The organism is Enhydrobacter sp. (assembly GCF_030246845.1).
Taxonomy (GTDB): domain Bacteria; phylum Pseudomonadota; class Alphaproteobacteria; order Reyranellales; family Reyranellaceae; genus Reyranella.
On sequence record NZ_CP126889.1, the window covers coordinates 436,249 to 455,723 of the forward strand.

Consider the following 19,475-nt stretch of genomic DNA (forward strand, 5'->3'; position numbering starts at 1 on the left):
AATAACCGGAGAGCATGGTGGGTATCTCGCAAAAGCGCGCTATCCGGAATTACCGATCTCGTCTCGGCAAGCGCGGCTTGGCCCGCTTCGAAGTGTTGGGCCGCGACGCAGATCGGGATCTCATCCGATCGATCGCGCGCCGCCTCGCCGAGGACGGCCCTGAAGCCTCGCGGCTGCGGGCGGCCGTCCGTCAATCCATGACGGGCGAACCACCCGAGAAGGGAGGCATATTGGCTGCGCTCCGCCGCTCGCCTCTGGTTGGCGCCGACCTCGACCTGACGCGTCCCCGACTGGGGGGCCGCAAGGTCGGCATTTGATGCGATACCTTCTCGACACCGACATCATCAGCAACGTCGTCAAGCCATCGCCTCCAGAAATCCTTCTCGCCTGGCTCGCGGAGCAGAACGACGAGGACTTGTTCATCGCGTCCCTGACCATCGCCGAGATTCGCCGCGGCGTGCTCGAAAAGCCTGCCGGGAAACGGCGCGACCAGCTCGAGACCTGGTTCTCCGGACCGGACGGACCGCAGGCATTGTTTGCCGGCCGTATCCTGCCGTTCGATGAACGCGCTGGCCTCGTTTGGGCGCGTCTGATGGCCGAGGGCAAGTCCAAAGGCCGACCGCGGAGTGCGCTCGACACGATCATTGCGGCCGTCGCCGAGGCTCACGATTGCATAGTCGTAACCGACAACGAGAAGGACTTCGACGGAATCGAAGTTCTCAATCCGCTACGGGGAGCGATCGGACGATAGGAAATGGCTCGCGTCAGGCTGGCCCGCTCACCGATCGGCGATATCTTCGGGCACCGTTGATGCTCCCGGGCGTTTTCCTCGAAGCGATCTGAGAAGAGACGAGATGCCGGACAGCGAGATCGACAACCAAGATGCCACGGGCGGCGAGGCGTCGGCGGACGACGCCGAAGAGCAGCGCACGCTGCGCCTGATCCTGTACGATGCCATCGCCAGCGAGGCGATGGGGACGCTGACCACGGGCGTCTTCCTGGCGGGATTCGCGGTCGCGCTCGGCGCCGACAACCTCGCCATCGGCGTGCTGGCGGCGGTGCCGTTCTTCGTGCAGCTCCTGCAGATTCCCGCCACGCTGCTGGTCGAGCGCCTGCGCGTCCGCAGGGACATCTGCGTGTGGGCCGCCGGCACGGGCCGCGCCTTCCTGCTGGCCGCGGCCGTGGCGCCGCTGCTGCCCACCACCGCGGGCGTCGTGACCCTGATCGTGTCGCTCGCGATCTACCAGGGCATGGCCGCGATCGGCGGCTGCGCCTGGAACTCGTGGATGCGCGATCTCGTGCCGGCATCGCAGTTCGGCCGCTTCTTCGGCCGGCGCACCATGGCGACCACCGCCGTCTCCATCGTGCTGGCGCTCGTCGGCAGCGTCCTGCTCGACACCTGGAAGAAACATGTCCCGGACAATGCCGCGGCGGGCTACACGATCCTGTTCGCGCTCAGCGCCCTGATCGGCTTCCTCGGTGTCTATCTGCTGCGCATCACGCCGGACCGGCCGATGGCGCCGGTCGAGAAAGTGGCCCATCCGATCGCGCTGCTCCTGGCGCCGCTGCGCGATGCTAACTTCCGGCGCCTGCTCGTCTTCCTGTCGTCGTGGAATTTCGCCGTCAACCTCGCCGCGCCCTTCTTCGCCATCTACATGCTGAAGACGCTCGACTATTCCCTGACATCGATCCTCGGCCTCACGATCGCGAGCCAGCTCAGCAACATCCTGGCGCTCGGGGTATGGGGCACGCTGATCGACCGCTTCAGCAACAAGGCGGTGCTGGGGATCGCGTCACCGCTGTTCCTGGTCTGCATCCTGGCCTGGACCTTCACCGGCCTCGGCTGGATACAGCCGGCGCTGTTCTATTTCCTGATCGGCGTCCATATCCTGATGGGCGTGTCGACGGCGGGCGTCGGGCTCACCTCCGGCAATATCGCGATGAAGCTGTCGCCGGCCGGACAGGCGACCGCCTACCTCGCCGCCAACAGCGTGATCACGGCGGGCTGCACGGCGGTGGCGCCGATCCTGGGTGGCCTGTTCGCGGACTATTTCGCCTCGCATCAGCTCACGCTCGCCTTCACCTGGAAAGGCGGCGGCGAGGACGTCACGCTGCAGGTGCTCGATTTCCACTCCTGGACCTTCTTCTTCGGCATCGCCTGCGTCGCCGGCCTCTATTCCCTCCACCGGCTGTCCTTCGTCGAGGAGCCGGCCGGCACGACGGACCGACTGCTGCTGCGCCATCTGTTCCTCGAGGCGCGGCGGTCGGTGCACAGCCTGTCGAGCGCAGCGGGCCTTCTGCGCGTCGTCCGGCTGCCGCAATGGCTGGCGCGCACCTGATCAGGAGGAGCTCGGCCGGGCAAATCCCGCCAGCGAGGCGTAGCCGCGCACCACGCGCCTGCGCTCCTCGTGCGAAGCAATCGCGTCGATATCGTCGAATCCATCGGGGGCGCGGGCCTCGACCATATCGATGACCGCCTCCGGACCGCCGCGGCGATTGGACAGCACGATCTCCGACGTCGCGGGCCGGCGCTCGCGATCGTAGGCCGACAGCGCGGCCTCGACCGACCGCTCCGCCCGCAGATGCCTCGCGAGGCACCTGGCGTCGAGAATGGCCTGGCTCGCCCCGTTCGATCCCACCGGATACATCGGATGGGCCGCGTCGCCCAGCAGCGTGACCCGTCCGGAAGACCAGCACGGCAACGGGTCGCGATCGCAGTTGGGATACTCGTAGAAGCGGTCGGTCGCGCGGATGAGCGCGACCGGATCGACGAAGTGCAGGCGAAACCGGTCGCGCACGAACGGCAGCACCTCCTCCAGAACCCCTTGCCGGCTCCAGTCCCCGGCGCGCAACGGCGATGCGCCGCAGTCGCCGGTCCTGGCCATCACGGCCCAATTGGTGAGCGGCATCTCCGGCTGCCCGGCATCGGCCTGGATCGGGTAGTAGACGAACTTCGCGAAATTGCCGCCGGCGATCGCCATCGTGCGGCCGTCGCGCCATGTCGGCCACGGCGTGGCGCCGCGCCACAGCATGATGCCGCTCCAGACCGGCGGCCCTTCGTGAGGGTAGAGAACGGCCCGGACGGCCGAATGCAGCCCGTCCGCGCCGATCAGCAGATCCCCCTCCGCACGGTAGGCCGATCCGTCATGGCCGACGAGGCAGACCGAGACGCCCTCCGGCGTCTGCTCGAAGCCCGTCACCCGGCAGCCCGTCCGGATCGCGGTGTTGCCGAGCCGGCGGATCGCCGCCTTGTGGATCAGGCCCAGCAACTTGCCGCGATGGATGCTGATCTGCGGTACGTCGTATCCGGCATCGATGCCGCGCAGCTCCTGCCACACCGTCTGGCCGAAGCGGTTGGCATAGATCAGCGCGCGCGTGCGGATACCCGCTGCGTCGAGATCCGGCATCAGGCCGAGCGCTCCCTGACCGCATGGGGCAGCATGTTGATGCCGACGCCGAGCTCGCGCACCGCGTCGGCGCGCTCGAACACCTCGACGTCGATCCCCGCCTCGCGCAGGAACAGGGCCGTGGCCAGGCCGCCGATGCCGGCACCCGCGATCAGCGCCTTCATCGTTCGCGGTCCTTTGTCCTGTATTCGAGCTGCGTGGCGACGAGGTCGGCGGTGGACCTGCCGTAGCGGCGACCTATGGCATCGAGAGTCTGGTCCAGCGCGTGCGCCGGCGGCCGATCCAGGAACGCCGGAACGCGCTGTGCTGCAGGCCAGTCCGCCGCGACGCGATCCGGCCGGATGCGCAGGCCGTTGCGGCTCCGTCGCGGATCGGCGGAGCCGGCAAAGGTCACGGCGCGCGAGCGGTAGGTCCGCGACCAGGCGTCCGCCGCGAGCGCGAGCGACACCTCGTCGACGCCGGGCTCGAGCTCGAGTCCGAGCTGCTCATGGTTCCAGAAGGTGAGCGTGTTGCGGATGACGGCGAGAGCGAAGGGCCGCGTGAACCGGAACGCATCGCTGTCGTGGCGCGCGTCCCATTGTTCCAGGCCGAGATTCCGTGCGGTGTCCTCGGCCCTCTCGCGCCCGGCGATCGCCGCGATCAGGGTGAGCGCCATCGGCATCGACGCCGAGATGCCCGTCGTCGTCGCGACGCCGCGGTCGACCACGAATCGACGGTCCGCCACGTAGCGGATCGTCGGATGCTCCTCGCGCAGCTCGTCGAGATAGTACCAATGGGTGGTCGCCCGCCGGCCTTCGAGCAGGCCGGCATTGCCGACGATTTTGGCGCCGGCGCAGACGCCGATCACGATCGCGCCCTTGTCCGCCTGGCTCCTGATCCAGGCGAGCGCCGCCGGATCGTCGTCGCGGCTCATCGCGGGCACGATCACGAAATCGGCGCCGTCCGGATGCCGGAGGTCGAATTCCGCGATCGTCGCCTGCGGCTCGACCTCGAGCGCCGGATAGAGCGTCACCGGCCCCGGCTTCGTCGCCAGCGCCACGACATCGGCCACATCGGCGCGGCGCAGGATGCCGTACGGCATCAGGTAGTCGGTGGTCTCCGTGGCGTCGTTGATGCCGACGATTGCGATCAGAGGCCGCCGGCGCCAGCCCGATCCACGCTCGGGTGGCGCCAGTGCCGCGATCGCGGCATCGGTCTCGGACTGGGCGATCGGTCGGGTGGCGACCGCCGCGGCCGCTGGAGGCAGCGAAAGGAGCCAGCCTGCGCCCGCCGCCAGGCAAAGGACGACGGCAGCCAGCCCGCTCCACAAGAGAAGCCTGTTGCGCATTGTCGGTGGGCTCGGTTCCCGATTTCAAGGACGGCTCGAGGCCCACCCTACTGACCGCCAGCTTGTCTCAAATGACGTAAATCAGGCAAAATCTGCCATGGTCCGAACCGTCGCCCTCGTCATTCATCCGGGCTTCCAGCTTCTCGATGCGGCCGGGCCCACGGCGGCATTCGAGCTCGCCGAGCAGTACTGTCCGGACAGCTACGATCTCGCGCTGCTGGCGCCCGGCGGCGGCGCGGTGCAGAGCTCGGCCGGACTGGCGCTTTCCGCCAGGCCGCTCGAGGAAGCCGCCTTCGACTCCGTCATCGTGTCGGGTGGGGAGATCGTGCGCTCGGTGGCGGCGGCGGAGGAGATCGTCGCCTGGCTGCGGCGCACCCGGGCGCGCCGCGTCGCCAGCGTCTGCACGGGCTCGTTCCTGCTGGCGGCGGCCGGGCTGCTCGACGGCCGCCGTGCGACGACCCACTGGGCCCATACCGACCATTTCAGCCGCCGCTATCCCAAGGTGAAGGTCGATCCCGACCGCATCTTCATCCGCGACGGCGACGTCTGGACCTCGGCCGGCATTTCCGCCGGCATCGATCTCGCGCTTGCCCTGATCGAGGACGACCTTGGCCCGGAGATTTCCCGCCGGACGGCGCATCAACTCGTCGTCCATCAGCGTCGGCCCGGCGGCCAGTTGCAGTTCTCGGCGCTGGTCGAGCTGGGCGGCCGCACGGGCCGGTTCGAGCAGCTCATCGAGTGGATGCGCGCGCATCTCTCGGAGTCGCTCACCGTCGAGCGCCTTGCCGACCGCGCCGCCATGAGCCCGCGCCATTTCGCCCGTGCCTTCGTCGCCGAGACGGGAACCACTCCCGCCAAGGCGGTGGAACGTCTGCGCCTGGAGACGGCCCGCACGGCGCTGGAGACCGGCCACGCGCCGCTCGAGCGTATCGCCGAGGCGACCGGCTTCGGCGATGCCGGCCGCATGCGGCGCGCCTTTGTCCGCAGCTTCGGCCTGCCGCCGCAGGCGCTGCGACGGGCAGCCCGATGAGACGGACCGTCAGCTCCTGATGAACGCGAGCAGATCGGCGTTGATGGTGTCGGCCTGGGTCGTGGGCATGCCGTGCGGGAAGCCCTTGTAGGTCTTCAGGGTGCCGTTCCTCAGGAGCTTGGCCGAGAGCGGCGCCGAATCGGCGTAGGGCACGATCTGGTCGTCGTCGCCGTGCATCACCAGCACCGGCACGGTGATCTTCCTCAGGTCCTCGGTGAAGTCGGTCTGGGAAAAGGCAACGATCCCGTCATAGTGCGCCTTGGCGCTGCCCATCATCCCCTGGCGCCACCAGTTCCAGATCACGCCTTGCGAGGCTTTGGCGCCGGGACGGTTGTAGCCGTAGAACGGTCCGGCCGGCACGTCGTAGTAGAACTGCGCGCGATTGGTGGCGACCTGCGCCTGGAAGCCGTCGAAGACCTCCTTCGGCAACCCGGCCGGATTGCCCGCCGTCTTCACCATCAGGGGCGGCACGGCGGCAACGATCGCCGCCTTCGCCACGCGGCTTTCGCCGTGGCGGGCGAGGTAGCGCACGACCTCGCCGCCGCCCGTGGAATGACCGACATGCACGGCGTTCCTGAGGTCGAGATGCTCGGTCACGGCGGCGAGATCGTCGGCGTAGTGATCCATGTCGTGGCCGGTGCCGGGCTGGGCGGAGCGGCCATGGCCGCGCCGGTCATGGGCGACGACGCGAAAGCCGTGATGCAGGAAGAACACCATCTGGGCGTCCCAGTCGTCGGCCGAGAGCGGCCAGCCGTGGCTGAACACGATCGGCTGTCCCGATCCCCAATCCTTGTAGAAAATCTCGGTGCCGTCCTTGCTGACGATCGTGGGCATGCGCTTGATCCTTCCTGTGTCTCATTCGTGCGGCGGCCAGTCCGTTCGACGCGCCGGATCTTTCTTCATTCGCGCATGTACGCGAGATGAGTGCGGACGATCTCCAGCTTGTCCTCCGCCAGCCCGGCGAGCTGCGCTTCCTCCAGATAGCCTTCGGAGATGAGCCGGGCCAGGACCAAAGGAAGCTGCGAGTAGCGATAGTCGAACAGCTCGTCGATCTCGCGGCGCCGCTCGCGCAGGTAGTGCTCCATGGCCCACATCTCGGCAGGAGCCGCCGCCGCCGCGGCCTTCGCTTTGAACTCGGCCAGGATCCCCGCCAAAGCCGACTCGAGCGCGGCTTCGTAAGCGCGGCGTGCAATTTTCTTCTCGGAGGCGGACCATTTGAGTTCGCGCATCATGTTCGTCACCCTTGCGACGCCCTCACAGCAGCTTCATGAAATTGCGCTTGCGCCGGTGCCGGCCCTTGAGTTCCGCGAGGTAGGCGGCCTGCTGCGCGGCCCCGCGCAGTCTGGCCATGCGGTCGATCAGCCGGCGCGCCTCTTCGTACTGGCCGAGCTGGATGTGCCGCTCGACCAACGTGGCGTAAACCACGAGGGCCTTGTCAGGATGGCTCGCGGCGCTGGCATCGGCCAGCGCCTGCTGGAGCTGCGGCATACCGCCATGCTTCTCCAAGGCCGACCAGGCCGCATCGAACATCCTTTCCTGAATCAGCACCCCGATCATGAGATCGGACGCTCCGTGCCAGCGCACGCCCTCACCCGTACCCAGTCCCGCCTCGAGCAGCGTCAGAGCCCGCTCGCGCGCGGCCGTGCCGCCGAGCTTGCGCAGCCGCGTGTACAGCTCGAGGCTGGGCGCCTTTCCAAAGGCTCGCCACAGATGGGTCTCGGCGTCCGCCTTGCGCCCCGCCTTCGACAGGAGCCCGACCGCGAACAGGACCAGCTCTTCGTCCCGCCGGTCATCCTCGAACACCCACAGTCCTTCCTCGGCGTGACGCAACGCCTCGTCTTTGCGGCCGTTCTGCAGGCAGAACTCGGCCAGCCGCAGGTAGCTCTGCGGCGAACTCAGATCCTTGGCGCGCAGCGCAATGCGTTCGTCCAGATTGCCCTCGCGCTCGGCGAAGAAATCGAGGATGCCCTCGAGTCGCCCATAGTAGCCAACGGCCTCGTCGACCTTCGTACGCCGAGGCAGCTTCTGCCAGGCTTCGACGGCAAGACGCCGATACTCGGCCAATCCGCTGTCGCCAGCACGTCGGCGTAGGTCTCGGCGGCGCGCAAGAACGTATCGTATTGGCCTTTCATCTCTCGCGAGAAGAGGTCGCGCGCCAGCGCCACAGGATCGGGCCGTATGGCGCAGCACGCCGCGAGGTGGATGTCGCGCGCCTGCTCGAGCAGCGCGCCACCCTCGCCGTCGGAATCATCGATGCTCTCGATGGCCGCCTCGACACGGTCGATGGCATGCTCCGCGAGCCTCAACGCCAGACCGGCATGTTTTCCGCCGGCGAGCTCCGCCACAGTGTCCAGGGCGTTCCCTACCGCCGCCGCCCAATCCGCCGCGGCATTGTAGTCGACATATCCGCCGGTGCGGGTCGCGCGATCGATCGCGCGGCGCAGGCGCGCCTCGAGGGTCTTTTCGTCGACATCGACGGTCGCGGCGGCCGTGTCGAGCTTGCGGAACAGGACCGGATCGCGGTCGGCGAGATCCACGATCAGGTCGACCAGGGCATCGGTTCCCTTCCCCTTCAGATGGGCCCGGATGCGTGCCAGCGCGCCCCTGCTCTCCGCCGCGTCGTCGCCCACTTCGTTGGCGGCGAGCGCCGTCGCCACCATGTGCTTGCAAAAGCCCCAGTCCTCGAAGGCAGGACACGAGCACTCGCCGCCGATCTTCCGGCCTCGACCGACGAGCACCGTACGATAGTCATCGCTGCCGGCGACCTGCGCCAGCACGCGGTCGGGCTCCAGGGAGAGGATCTCGACCTGCCCATCGGCGTGGTAGTCCTCGCCGCGCCCGAACACCTTGGCGCCGGCGAGCTTGCGCAATGCCGCGACGTCGAACCGCGGCTTTCCCTCGCCACCGGAATCCCTGACCTTCATGCATGGGGCTGCAGAAGCAGCGCGATCCGGACTCTCCTGTACTGGGCCATCGCATATGCCTTCGAGGTTGGCGGCCCGATGATACGGCGCTCGTCGTCCTTGTCCTATCGGGCTCGTCGACCGGATGTGGAAAGCTGATGATTACCCGGCCGGCGTGGCCGGGTGTCGGCTTATGTCGCCGCCACGAGCAGCTCCTCCGAATTGTTCGGCGGGCGAAGGCCATCCGTTCTGCCGGCGAAGTAGCGCCGGCCGAGCGCCGCCGCCGAAACGTGCCGGGCTTCCCTGAAGCCCGCTTCACGGGCCAGGGCCAGCATCTCGGTCGGCGTGAAGAAGCTGATGAACGGCGTCCCGCTCGCGCGCGCGCCCTTCGCCGCGAGCTCGAGCCCGGGGCGCGCCTCCGGCTCCGCGAGCTCCAAAGGCAACAGGAACGTCATGACGAGCAACGAGCCCGGCGCCAACGCGGCGACCTCGCGCAACGTGGCGAGGTTCGTCTCCCGGCTGAGATACATCGAGACGCCCGTGGAGGCGACGGTCGCCGGCTTGCCGGCGTCGAACCCGGCCGTCGCCAGCTTCTCCCGCCAGGACTGGCCCGTCTCGAAGTCGACAGGCACCAGCCGCAACCCTTCCGGAAGGCCGAAGCCGAGCTCGATCAGGCGCTGGCGCTTCCATGCCTGCGGCGCGGGCCGGTCGACCTCGAACACGGTGAGGCGCGAGGCGATCTGCGGCCGCCGCTGGACAAAGGTGTCGAGGCCTGCGCCGAGCAGGACGTACTGATCGACGCCACGGTCCGCCTGTTGGGCGACGAGATCCTCGATGAAGCGCGCGCGGGCCACGATGGAGGCGCGGAACGGGCGGGTGAAGTGCGGATCCATGTCGGGGCGGTGGCGCCAGCCCTCTTCCGGCGCCGCGAGCGCGAGGCCGATCTCGTCCTCGATCACATGCGGCGGCGGATCGACCTCGGTGTGCAGGGCACGCCACAAGGCGACCCGGACCGCCGTGCTGTCCGGCTGCGCGCTTTCCTTGTCCGGCATGGCTCTGTTCGGCATGACTCCCTCGTCCATCCTTCCTGTTGCCCGGTCAGCCCGGCCATCGATCGAGGAGATTGTTTCAGAGCCACTCACCATTCTCTCTCCTGTTTCGCCTCGGTCGTATCGGCTAATATATAGACAACCTCGCCGTCCGATTGTTTCAAGCGCGGCGGGCATTCCAACCGGCCGGGGGACCTGGTGCCGGGCATCGACATCAAGTCGGGGAAGGATCTCACCAAGGAAGTGCGCGGCGTGCTGCCGGCCGGCGCGCGGTTGCACGACTACGAGATAATTTCGGTTCTCGGCCAGGGCGTATTCGGCGTCACCTATCTCGCGCGCGACACGACCCTCGATTGCAAGGTGGCCATCAAAGAATATCTGCCGCTGTCGCTTGCCTTGCATGATGGCGGGATGAACGTCGTGCCGCGCTCGGCCGAGCTGTCCGAGCCTTTCGTCTGGGGACGCGAACGCTTCCTCGGCGAAGCCCGCACGCTCGCCAAGCTCGGCCATGTCCCGGCCATCGTGCGCGTCGACGATCTGTTCGAGGCCAATGGCACCGCCTACATGGTCATGGAGTTGGTCCAGGGCGAGACGCTTCGCCGGCGTTTGCTGCGTGACAATCGTCTGTCGCCCTCGACCATCGACCGGATTCTTTCCTCGCTGCTCGAGGGCCTGGAGGCAATTCATGCGGCGGGCCTCCTGCACCACGACATCAAGCCGGCGAACATCATCGTCGACCCGAGAGGCAATCCGACGCTGATCGACTTCGGCGGCGCGCGCGCGGCGATGGCCGGCCGCATGGCCGCGACGGCCGCTGCCTCCACGCTGGACTACGCCGCGCCCGAGCAGTTCGCCTCCGCCAGGAAGGGACCGTGGACCGACATCTATGGTCTCTCTGCAACCCTCTATCATGCGGTCACCGGTGGCCCGCCGCCCGGCGTCTTCGATCGCATGCTGGGCGATTCCTGCCAGCCGCTGGCCCAGTTGATGCCGGCTGGATTCACTCCCGGCCTGCTGATCGGCCTCGATGCGGGACTGAAGATGGCGCCCGGCGAACGGCCGCAATCGATCGCCGACTGGAGAGCAATCCTGCCGCCGTCGGGACCGCTCGACGAGCAGGCCAGCTTCGTGATGCGCGGCCCGTCGTTCCTCTCGCCCCTGGCGCGAGCGAGACACGGCATGGGGCTCTGGATCGGGGTGCCGGCAGCACTGATGATGGCCGCCGTGGTGGCGGATGGCGCGCTGAGGCTCGCAGCCCCTTCCATCGAGACGGCCGATGCCGCGCATCGCTCCGTTGCCGCCGCGCTGCAACCGCAGCCGTCCCGAGACGCCGTCGCGTCCCGCCAGCCGGTCGCGGCGCATACCGCGATCGAGGCGGCGGCACTGCGGATCGGCGGGACCGAAGCCCCGGCGGCCGACCCGAAGGCTGCCGAGGACAAGCTTGCCGCCGAGGCGGCACGCCGCGAGGCCGAGGCTCGGGAGGCGTACCACAAGCAGCAGGCCGCCGAGATCGAGTCGGCACGCGAGGCAGCCGAAAGGCAAGGTCACACTGCCGTGGAGGAGGCCCTCCGGCGTGAAGCGGCCGTCGACCTCCACCGCGCGGAAGGTCCGGCGGCAGCGGCAGCGACGGAAAGCGGACCGAAGACGGAGGCCGCTCTTGACCTCTCCGAGGGCGACCGCAAGCGGGTGCAGGCGGCTTTGACGGCGCTGGGCCACGACGTTCCGACAACGGGCTACTTCGGGCCGATCAGCCGCAAAATGATCGCGGCCTGGCAGAAGGCGCAGGGATTGCCGGAGACGGGATTCCTGGACGCCTCCCAGCTCACCGCCCTGTACGCCATGGAGCGGACCAAGCTCGAAGCACCGCGGGCCGAGGCCGCCCTGAACCTGTCGGACCAGGATCGCAGGAAGGTGCAGGCGGCCCTGACGGCGCTCGGCCACGACGTTCCCAGGACGGGTCATTTCGGGCCGATCACCCGACGGATGATCACGACCTGGCAGAGGGCCCAGGGTCTGCCGCCGACCGGCTACCTGACGGACACGCAGCTCACGGCCCTTCAGCAGCAGGGCGCAGCAGGGACCACGAGATAGCGCCGGCCATGGCGCGAACCGCGTGAGTGATCGAAGCGCGGAACGCGTGCGGCCCTTCGCCCCCATATGGAGGCTGATCATGCTACCGTATCGGCCATGATCGCTTACGCCGACTACAAGCCCCTCACCTTCCACGATGCCGCCCGCCGCTTCACCGACGGCAACGACAGCCCGCGCGCCTACCTGGAGCGTGGCCTGGAGACCATCGCGCAACGCGAGCCGGTGGTGAAGGCCTTCACCGCCATCAACGAGGCTGGCGCGCGCGCCGCCGCCGATGCGAGCGCCGCTCGCTGGAAGGCCGGCAAGCCGCTCTCGCCGATCGACGGCATGCCGATCGCCATCAAGGATCTGCTCGAGACCAGGGACATGCCCACCGAGATGGGCTGCGCGGCGATGAAGGGGAACTTCCCCAAGCGCGACAATGCGGCGGTCTGGGCGTTGCGCCAGGCTGGTGCGGTGATCCTCGCCAAGACGGTGACGGCCGAGCTCGGCGGCGCGCACCCCGGGCCCACCACCAATCCGTTCGATCCCAGACGAACCCCGGGCGGCTCGTCCTCGGGCTCCGCGGCCGCCGTCGGAGCCAACATGGTGCCCGCGGCGATCGGCACCCAGGTCGGCGGCTCGATCATCCGGCCGGCCGCCTATTGCGGCAACTTTGCGCTCAAGCCCACCCAGGGCGGCATCAATCGCGGCGAGCGACTCGCCACCAGCCAGAGCACGCATGGTCCGCATGCCGGCTGTCTCGAGGACATGTGGCAGGTCGCGATCGAGGCGGCCAAGCGTTGCGGCGGCGATCGCGGGTCGGTCGGCCTGATGGGTCCCGACTCGCTTCCTGCCGCGATCAAGCCCGACCGGCTGATCGTGCTCGAGACCGAAGGCTGGCCCGACCTCGACGAGGCGACCAAGGCAGGATTCGCCCAGGTGCTGCGCCAGCTCGAGGCGGTCGGCATCACCCTGATCCGCCGCCGCGACCATCCGTTCGTCGAGGCGCTGGAGAAGGCGATCGCCAACGGCCGCGCCGTGTGCAACGGCATCACGAGCTGGGAGAACCGCTGGTACCAGCGCGGCCTGCTCGACGCCGCGCCCGACGGCCTCAGCGCCCGTGCCAAGGCGACGATCGCCAAGGCCGAGGCGATGACGCCGGACGACTACCGCATCAACCTGCTCGCCCGCCAGCAGGCGCAACTCGCACACGCCGCGGTCGCACCGCTGGCCGACGCCGCGATCACGCTCTCCTGCCCCGGCCCCGCGCCGATCTGGTCGGGCGACGTGCCGGGACAGCCGCTGGCGCCGCGACCCACCGGCGACTTCGTGTTCAACGCGCCGTCCTCGATGCTGTTCGCGCCGGCCGTGACGATGCCGCTGATGAGCGTCGGCGGCCTGCCGGTCGGCGTGCAGCTCGTGGGCCAGCAGCACGAGGACGCCCGAGTGACCGGTCTCGCACGCTGGGTCAGCGAGCATGTGAAGCGGGTCGTTGCCGAGGCCTGAAGAGGCGACGCCAGATGCCTGCCGACAGGCAAATTTACTCTTCGACGGCTGCCGGGTAGGGTGGCCTCGAGCAGACAGCAAGGAGCGACGCGCGTGCCTTCCGCGATTCCGCAACCGGTCGTCGCGCCGCTCACGCGCGCCGCTATTTTTCTCGTCGTGACGTTGAACGAGGGTCCGGCATGCGATGCGGCCGCGCGGGCCATGTGCGGCGATCTGCCGGCCCTTCTGCGCGCGGTGGGCTTCCGCGACCTCGAGGGGCGGCTGTCGTGTGTCATGGCATTCGGCTCCGACGCCTGGGATCGGCTGTTCGGAGCGCCGAAGCCGAAGGAATTGCATCCCTTCCGCGAAATCCGCGGCCAGCATCATGCCCCGGCGACCCCGGGCGACATCCTCTTTCATATCCGCGCCATACGGATGGATCTCTGCTTCGAACTGGCGACGCAGATCATGTCGCGGCTCGGCGAGGCGGTCTCCGCCGTGGATGAGGTGCACGGCTTCACCTACTTCGACGAACGCGATCTGCTCGGCTTCGTCGACGGCACGGAGAACCCCGTTGATGCCGCCGCGGTCGAGGCCACTGTCATCGGCGACGAGGACGCCACGTTCGCCGGCGGCAGCTACGTAATCGTGCAGAAATATCTCCATGACCTGAAGGGGTGGAATGCACTGCCCGTCGAGCAGCAAGAGAAGATCATGGGCCGAACCAAACTGTCCGACATCGAACTGGACGATGCCGTGAAGCCGACCTCGGCGCACAACGCCCTGACCACGATCACCGAAGACGGGAAGCAGCTCGAGATCGTGCGCGACAACATGCCGTTCGGCGACGTCGGCAAGGGCGAATACGGCACCTACTTCATCGGCTATGCCCGCTCGCCGCACAGGATCGAGCAGATGCTGGTGAACATGTTCGTCGGCCGGCCGCCCGGCAACTACGACCGACTCCTCGATTTCAGCCGCGCCGTCACCGGCACGCTGTTCTTCGTGCCGTCGGCGACCTTCCTGGAGGAGGTCGCCGCCGGAGTGGCGGCTCCGTCGGCCGCCGAGGCCGAGTCCCAATCGCAACCGTCTCCGCCCGACGGTTCACTCGGCATCGGCTCGCTGAAAGAAGAGGCAGAACATGAATAATCTCCATCGGGAACTCGCCCCGATCTCCAAGGCCGCCTGGGATCAGATCGAGGAGGAGGCGTCCCGCACCCTGAAGCGCCACCTGGCGGCGCGGCGCGTCGTGGATGTGCAGGGCCCGAAGGGCTTCGACTTTCCGGCGACGGGCACCGGCCATCTGCGGCAAATCGCGACGCCGGGCGACGGCATCCAGGCGGCGCAGCGCGAGGTGAAGGCGATCGTCGAATTGCGCGTTCCCTTCGAGCTGACGCGCCAGGCGATCGACGACGTGGAACGCGGCGCAATGGATTCGGACTGGGCGCCATTGAAGGATGCCGCACGCAAGATCGCCTTCGCCGAGGATCGCGCCGTCTTCGACGGGTACGCCGCCGCCGGGATCGAGGGAATCCGCCAAGGCGCCAGCAACGCGGCCGTGACGCTCCCGGCCGATGTGGCGAAGTACCCCGAGGCGGTCGCGCGGGCGCTGAGCGCGTTGCGCCTCGCCGGCGTCGATGGCCCCTACACCCTCCTGCTGGGCGCGGAGGCATACACTGCCGTCGCCGGAGGGAGCGACGAAGGGTATCCTGTCCTCGAACATATCCGGCGTCTCGTGGACGGAAAGGTCGTGTGGGCGCCGGCCATCGCGGGAGGCGTGGTGCTCACCACCCGCGGCGGCGATTTCCAGCTCGCTATCGGACAGGATATCTCGATCGGCTACCTGAGCCACACCGATGCGGTCGTCCGGCTGTACCTGCAGGAGACCTTCACCTTCCTCATGCTGACCGCGGAAGCGGCCGTGGCGCTGACGCCTGCGAAGAAATAGACGTCGGTCGCATCCATACGACCGCGCACGCTTCAACCGGCATGCTCGAGGGCACTGCCCTTGTGGGCCGCGACGTGGTCGGTCTTGTCGCTCTTGATCTCGTACTGCGGGTCCTCCTCCGAGGCGTGATGCACGTGGCCCTTGTAGAGAAAATCCCTGGTGTGGACGGCGATGATCGTCCCCGCCACCCGGCCTGCCTCGGAATTCCATCTTACATGGTCGCCGATTCGGAATTTCCTGGCCATCTCGTGAACCTCCGCTCGTTCGCTTAGGACGGCACGGCCAGCGTCTGCGGCGCGGCCTGCTTGATGCGGGTCAGCAACCAGAGACGCTGACGTTCGTTCCGCGCCTCGATGCCTTGAAGATCCTTCTCCAGATCGCGATCGCCGAGCGCACGAGCGCCCTGAAGTAACACGGCGGCCGATATCGTGCTTTCGTTCACCATCAGCCACAGATCCTGCAGGTCGCGCAGCAATCCGAAGGCGGTGGGCGGCCGGCCGATCAGCAAGGCCTGGTCGAGCGCCTCCGGCTCCCCCTCTCGCCGCTCGCCGTATCTCGTCACATGGGTGCGGACGACCTTCGCGTTCTCACGCGACCAGGTCATGAACAGCGTGCTCTGCGGGCCGATGTCGGGCGTGGTCGCATGGACGCGGCACAGCTTCTCCCAACCGCGGACCAGGCGCTCCTCGCTCGCCAGCAGCAGGCCGATATAGTCGGCGAGGTGCGGCCGCCGCTCGCTTGCGCGGCCGTCGTCTGCCCCGGCCTCCTCGTGCTTGGCCTCGTCCGGCTGAGGCAGCGACGCCCCTTCGACCTTCTCCAACCTCACGGCGGCATATTTGAAATGCGGCTGCTTGCTGACCGGATCCCACTCGTACAGGGTGAGCTCGTTGGCGGCGCGTGGCCGGCCGGGATCGTCCCAATAGCCGTAGTGGAACGGCATGAAGAGCGTGCCCGGCTCGATGTTGCCGATCCGCGCCGGCGCTTCGGCAACGCCGCGGCGGGAGGTGACCCGCACCATCTCTCCCTCCGTGATGCCGAGGCGGCGCGCATCGTCCTCGCTCACCTGCACGAAGGCGTCGGGCGCGGCCTCCCGCAGCGCCTTGGACCGTCCGGTCTTGGTGCGGGTGTGGAAGTGGTAGACCACGCGCCCGGTCGTCAGGAAGAAGGGATACTCGTCGTCCGGCTCCTCGGTCGGGGGAACGTATTCGACGGGGCGCAGCAAGGCCCGGCCGTTGGGCGCCTTCGCGCGGTACGCATCCGCCTTTATCTCCGCCCCCGTGAGCAGATCGTGGCCGTAGCTCTCGCAATAGTCGGGGTCGGTGGCGAACCGGAGATCGGCGTAGTAGCGAACCGAACCGTCCGGATGCTTGTCGTTGGCCGGCCACGAAATGCCGGATCCCCCGCCGAGCTTCGCGTAGGAAAGGCCCGAGTAGTCGCAGGGCCGGCCTCGCGTGCATTCGCGCCAGGCATTGAACGCGCCCTCCGGATCGGTCCACTTGATCAGCGGCGCGCCGTCCTTGTCACGGAAGTCCATGCGGCGTGCGAAGTCGAGGAAGATGTCGAGATCGGACCTCGCCTCGCCCGGCGGCTCGACAGCCTTGCGGTTGAGGTGGACGACGCGGCTCACATTGGTCGAGCACCCGGTCTTCTCGCCCCAGATCGCGGCGGGCAGCACCACGTCGGCCATCTCCGCCGTCTCGGTCATGAAGGCGTCCTGCACGATCACGAACACGCCCTGCCGGCGCAGGATCGCGCGCAGCCGGTCGAGGTTCGGGATGGAGACGGCCGGGTTGGTGCCGACGATCCACAGCACCTTGATCGAGCCGGTCTCGGCATAGTGGAAGATCTGCAGCGCGTGGGTCGGCGGGCCCCAGTTCGGCAAGGTGGCCGGATCCACGTTCCACAGCGTTGCGATCTCCTCGATATGGCGCGGATTGTCGAAGTTGCGAAAGCCCGGCAGATCGCCGCCCGCCCCGGTCTCGCGATTGTTCTGGGCGGTGGGCTGGCCGTTCATCTGCAGGATGCCGCAGCCCGGCCGGCCCATGCGGCCCAGCACCAGGTTCACATTGTTGACCTGCACGGCCGCGGCCGTGCCCTGGTTCGACTGGTAGACGCCCTGCAGGCAGCTCGTCAGCAGCATCCTCGACCGGCCGAGCATGTCGGCGGCCTGCCGGAGCTGGTCGGCGGGTATGTGCGCGATCTCGGCGACCCGTTCGGGCGTATAGCCGGCCACGGTGCGGGCCAGCTCGTCGAAGCCGAGGGTGTGCGCGTCGATGAAGGCACGGTCGGCGTGACCCTGCTCGATCAATTGCCGGATCAGACCGTTCATTACGGCGACATTGGTGCCGAGCCGCGGCTTTATGTGGAGATCGGCCTCGGCCGCCGTCGCCGTGCGCCGGGGATCGATCGCGATCATGCGCGACGGCGCGGCCGAGCGCCTGCGGTCGAGCACCCGCGCCCACAGCACGGTGGCGGTCGCCGCCATGTCGTGGCCGACCAGGAGAAAGCAGTCGGTGACGTCGATATCCTCGTAGGCGCCGGGCTGCCCGTCGGCACCGAACGACTCCTTCAGGGCGGCGCCCGCCGTCGCCGTGCACAGCCGGGTGTTGCCGTCGATATGCAGCGTACCGATGCCCGCCTTCCCGATCACGCTCAGCGTGTAGTTCTCTTCGGCGAAGAGCTGCCCCGAGCTGTAGAAGCCGATCGATCCCGCCGTATAGTTCTCCTTCGCATCCTTCATGCGACGGACGATCAGCTCCATCGTCTCGTCCCAGCTCGCGCGCTCGAGCCGGTCGCCGCGCCGGATCAGCGGATAGGTCAGTCGATCGGGGCTGGCATTGGCGACCCAGCCATAGAGCCCCTTGGGGCCGAGACGGCCGCGATTGACCACGTCCGTCCCCCGCCCGCGCACGCCGACGATGCGGCCGCCCGGCCGGTCGTCCTTGACGCCGACATCCATCCCGCAGCCGTTCGAGCACAGGAAGCAGGCAGCCTGGACCCAACGGTCCGGATCCTCGTCCACGTTCTGGTCCACCCGGACCGGCCAGCTCGGGCCCGCATGCGGTGTGCGCGGCCCCCAGATGTCGGCGATGCTGTCACGTGTCGTGGACATGTCGCGCTCCCTGATCTGGCCCGGCGGCGTCAGCATCGCGCGAACAGGGGATAGTGTCCAAACCGATGTCGGGGGTGCGCCGAAAGGCGCATTCATCGCGCTTTGGACCTGTTCAGGGCCACGGCGGCGCGGACGAGGGCCTTCAACGCCCGCGCGTCGATCTTGTCGCCTTCGTGGAAATCGATGGCGCGCCTCGTGTTGCCGTCGAGGCTGGCGTTGAAGAGGCGCGAAGGATCCTCCAGCGAAGCGCCCTTGGCGAAGGTCATCTTCACGGCGTTCTTGTAGGTCTCGCCGGTGCAGATTATGCCGGCGTGCGACCACACCGGCACCCCTCGCCACTTCCACTCCTCGACGACCTCGGGATCGGCTTCCTTCACCAGGGCACGCAGCCGGCCCAGCATCTCGCCGCGCCAGTCGCCCAGCTCCTCGATTCTCGCATCTATCAGCTCGGAAGCAGACTTGCCCTTCTGCGGCGCGCTCTTCTTCATGCCTGTTTCTCCTTCTATCGCAGATAGCGGACCACGAGGCGCGTGGCCTCGTCGACGAGCGTTTCGACCGCCTGGTCCGACAATATTTCGGGACGATGCAGGACCGCCGTGTGCGTCAGCGCCTCGATCGATGTCACGCATACGAATGCCGCAAGCCCCAGGTCGGCGGTGCGCAGCTCGTTCCTGTGATCCTCGAGATAATTCCTGAACAGGGCATAATATTCGCGATTGAAGGTCGCCACCTTCTCGAGTCGTCCCGTGCGCGGGATCTGCTCGGCCAGGACGCGATGCAGCCTGGGGGCGACGCGGTGCGCGTCGATCGCAACGGCGACGAGCTTGCGTACCGCCTTCTCGACCGGCAGCGCGGCAACGTCCGCCAGGGCGGCACGGACGACCTGCATCAGGTCACGGTTGTGACGATCGATGACCGCGGCGACGAGGGCCTCCTTGCCGGGGTAATATTGATAGAGGGAACCGACGCTGACGCCCGCTTCCTGCGCGATCCTGTTGGTGCTCGCCTTGTCGAACCCCTCCCGCACCAGGAGGCGCGCCGTCGCCTCGATCAGCGCGCAGACGGTCGCGCGCGATCGCTCCTGGGAGGCGTGCTTTCTGGGGGTCGTGAGCGGCCTGCGGGCCATGCCGACAACATGAGC

General features: G+C 68.0%; 18 protein-coding genes and 1 pseudogene. 8 read left to right on the forward strand and 11 right to left on the reverse strand.

All coding sequences use genetic code 11. From position 1 onward, the window contains the following. Window positions 1-17: 17 nt before the first annotated feature. The 3 genes from OJF58_RS02295 (at window position 18) to OJF58_RS02305 (ending at window position 2,339) form a co-directional block, all read left to right on the forward strand. Window positions 18-317, forward strand: coding sequence for a hypothetical protein (locus OJF58_RS02295; protein ID WP_300785143.1), 300 nt, complete (start codon window positions 18-20; stop codon window positions 315-317). Further along, on the forward strand, window positions 317-751 hold the full coding sequence (locus OJF58_RS02300) for a type II toxin-antitoxin system VapC family toxin (protein WP_300781456.1): 435 nt from the start codon (window positions 317-319) through the stop codon (window positions 749-751). The genes OJF58_RS02295 and OJF58_RS02300 overlap by 1 nt, the downstream gene beginning before the upstream one ends. A 103-nt stretch (window positions 752-854) precedes the next feature. Next, window positions 855-2,339: an MFS transporter gene (locus OJF58_RS02305; RefSeq protein WP_300781457.1), complete on the forward strand. Its 1,485-nt coding sequence runs from the start codon at window positions 855-857 to the stop codon at window positions 2,337-2,339. Here the strand turns inward: OJF58_RS02305 and OJF58_RS02310 are convergent. Both OJF58_RS02310 and OJF58_RS02315 read right to left on the reverse strand, forming a co-directional pair. Then, window positions 2,340-3,571 (reverse strand): annotated as a pseudogene (locus OJF58_RS02310) (flavin-dependent oxidoreductase). Further along, a complete protein-coding gene (locus tag OJF58_RS02315; protein WP_300781458.1) occupies window positions 3,568-4,734 on the reverse strand; it encodes a DJ-1/PfpI family protein in 1,167 nt (388 codons plus the stop codon). The pseudogene OJF58_RS02310 and the gene OJF58_RS02315 overlap by 4 nt, the downstream one beginning before the upstream one ends. 97 nt (window positions 4,735-4,831) lie before the next feature. Between OJF58_RS02315 and OJF58_RS02320 the strand changes: the two genes are divergently transcribed. After that, window positions 4,832-5,764, forward strand: coding sequence for a GlxA family transcriptional regulator (locus tag OJF58_RS02320; protein ID WP_300781459.1), 933 nt, complete (start codon window positions 4,832-4,834; stop codon window positions 5,762-5,764). A gap of 9 nt (window positions 5,765-5,773) precedes the next feature. Here the strand turns inward: OJF58_RS02320 and OJF58_RS02325 are convergent, their stop codons facing one another. The 5 genes from OJF58_RS02325 to OJF58_RS02345 all read right to left on the reverse strand — a co-directional run bounded on the left by OJF58_RS02325 (window position 5,774) and on the right by OJF58_RS02345 (window position 9,734). Next, entirely contained in the window at window positions 5,774-6,598 is an 825-nt protein-coding gene (locus OJF58_RS02325; protein WP_300781460.1) for an alpha/beta hydrolase, read from the reverse strand. A gap of 65 nt (window positions 6,599-6,663) precedes the next feature. Beyond that, a complete protein-coding gene (locus OJF58_RS02330; protein ID WP_300781461.1) occupies window positions 6,664-6,996 on the reverse strand; it encodes a hypothetical protein in 333 nt (110 codons plus the stop codon). 22 nt (window positions 6,997-7,018) lie between these two features. Next, complete coding sequence (locus tag OJF58_RS02335) at window positions 7,019-7,567, reverse strand: hypothetical protein (protein ID WP_300781462.1); 549 nt, start codon at window positions 7,565-7,567, stop codon at window positions 7,019-7,021. A gap of 92 nt (window positions 7,568-7,659) precedes the next feature. Beyond that, window positions 7,660-8,688, reverse strand: a complete 1,029-nt coding sequence (locus OJF58_RS02340; protein WP_300781463.1) for an SWIM zinc finger family protein — start codon at window positions 8,686-8,688, stop codon at window positions 7,660-7,662. Between the two features lie 170 nt (window positions 8,689-8,858). After that, window positions 8,859-9,734, reverse strand: coding sequence for a class I SAM-dependent methyltransferase (locus OJF58_RS02345; RefSeq protein ID WP_300781464.1), 876 nt, complete (start codon window positions 9,732-9,734; stop codon window positions 8,859-8,861). A gap of 180 nt (window positions 9,735-9,914) precedes the next feature. Here OJF58_RS02345 and OJF58_RS02350 point away from each other — a divergent pair, with 180 nt between their 5' ends. The 4 genes from OJF58_RS02350 to OJF58_RS02365 all read left to right on the forward strand — a co-directional run bounded on the left by OJF58_RS02350 (window position 9,915) and on the right by OJF58_RS02365 (window position 15,222). Then, window positions 9,915-11,807 (forward strand): serine/threonine-protein kinase, encoded by a 1,893-nt coding sequence (locus OJF58_RS02350; protein WP_300781465.1) that lies wholly within the window; start codon window positions 9,915-9,917, stop codon window positions 11,805-11,807. 96 nt (window positions 11,808-11,903) lie between these two features. After that, window positions 11,904-13,295, forward strand: coding sequence for an amidase (locus OJF58_RS02355; protein WP_300781466.1), 1,392 nt, complete (start codon window positions 11,904-11,906; stop codon window positions 13,293-13,295). Between the two features lie 93 nt (window positions 13,296-13,388). Continuing rightward, window positions 13,389-14,423 carry a Dyp-type peroxidase gene (locus OJF58_RS02360; protein ID WP_300781467.1) on the forward strand — a complete coding sequence of 345 codons (1,035 nt, stop codon included), beginning with the start codon at window positions 13,389-13,391 and terminating at the stop codon, window positions 14,421-14,423. Next, on the forward strand, window positions 14,416-15,222 hold the full coding sequence (locus OJF58_RS02365; RefSeq protein ID WP_300781468.1) for a family 1 encapsulin nanocompartment shell protein: 807 nt from the start codon (window positions 14,416-14,418) through the stop codon (window positions 15,220-15,222). The genes OJF58_RS02360 and OJF58_RS02365 overlap by 8 nt, the downstream gene beginning before the upstream one ends. Before the next feature lie 32 nt (window positions 15,223-15,254). On the opposite strand, the gene OJF58_RS02370 is transcribed toward OJF58_RS02365, so the two are convergent. The 4 genes from OJF58_RS02370 to OJF58_RS02385 all read right to left on the reverse strand — a co-directional run bounded on the left by OJF58_RS02370 (window position 15,255) and on the right by OJF58_RS02385 (window position 19,460). Next, complete coding sequence (locus tag OJF58_RS02370; protein WP_300781469.1) at window positions 15,255-15,467, reverse strand: DUF2945 domain-containing protein; 213 nt, start codon at window positions 15,465-15,467, stop codon at window positions 15,255-15,257. 23 nt (window positions 15,468-15,490) lie between these two features. Then, the gene (locus OJF58_RS02375) at window positions 15,491-18,334 is read right to left on the reverse strand and encodes a nitrate reductase (protein ID WP_300781470.1); all 2,844 of its coding nucleotides are present in this window, start codon (window positions 18,332-18,334) and stop codon (window positions 15,491-15,493) included. 92 nt (window positions 18,335-18,426) lie between these two features. Then, window positions 18,427-18,822, reverse strand: coding sequence for a DUF1801 domain-containing protein (locus OJF58_RS02380; protein WP_300781471.1), 396 nt, complete (start codon window positions 18,820-18,822; stop codon window positions 18,427-18,429). A gap of 14 nt (window positions 18,823-18,836) precedes the next feature. Further along, window positions 18,837-19,460, reverse strand: a complete 624-nt coding sequence (locus tag OJF58_RS02385; RefSeq protein WP_300781472.1) for a TetR/AcrR family transcriptional regulator — start codon at window positions 19,458-19,460, stop codon at window positions 18,837-18,839. Window positions 19,461-19,475: the final 15 nt, after the last annotated feature.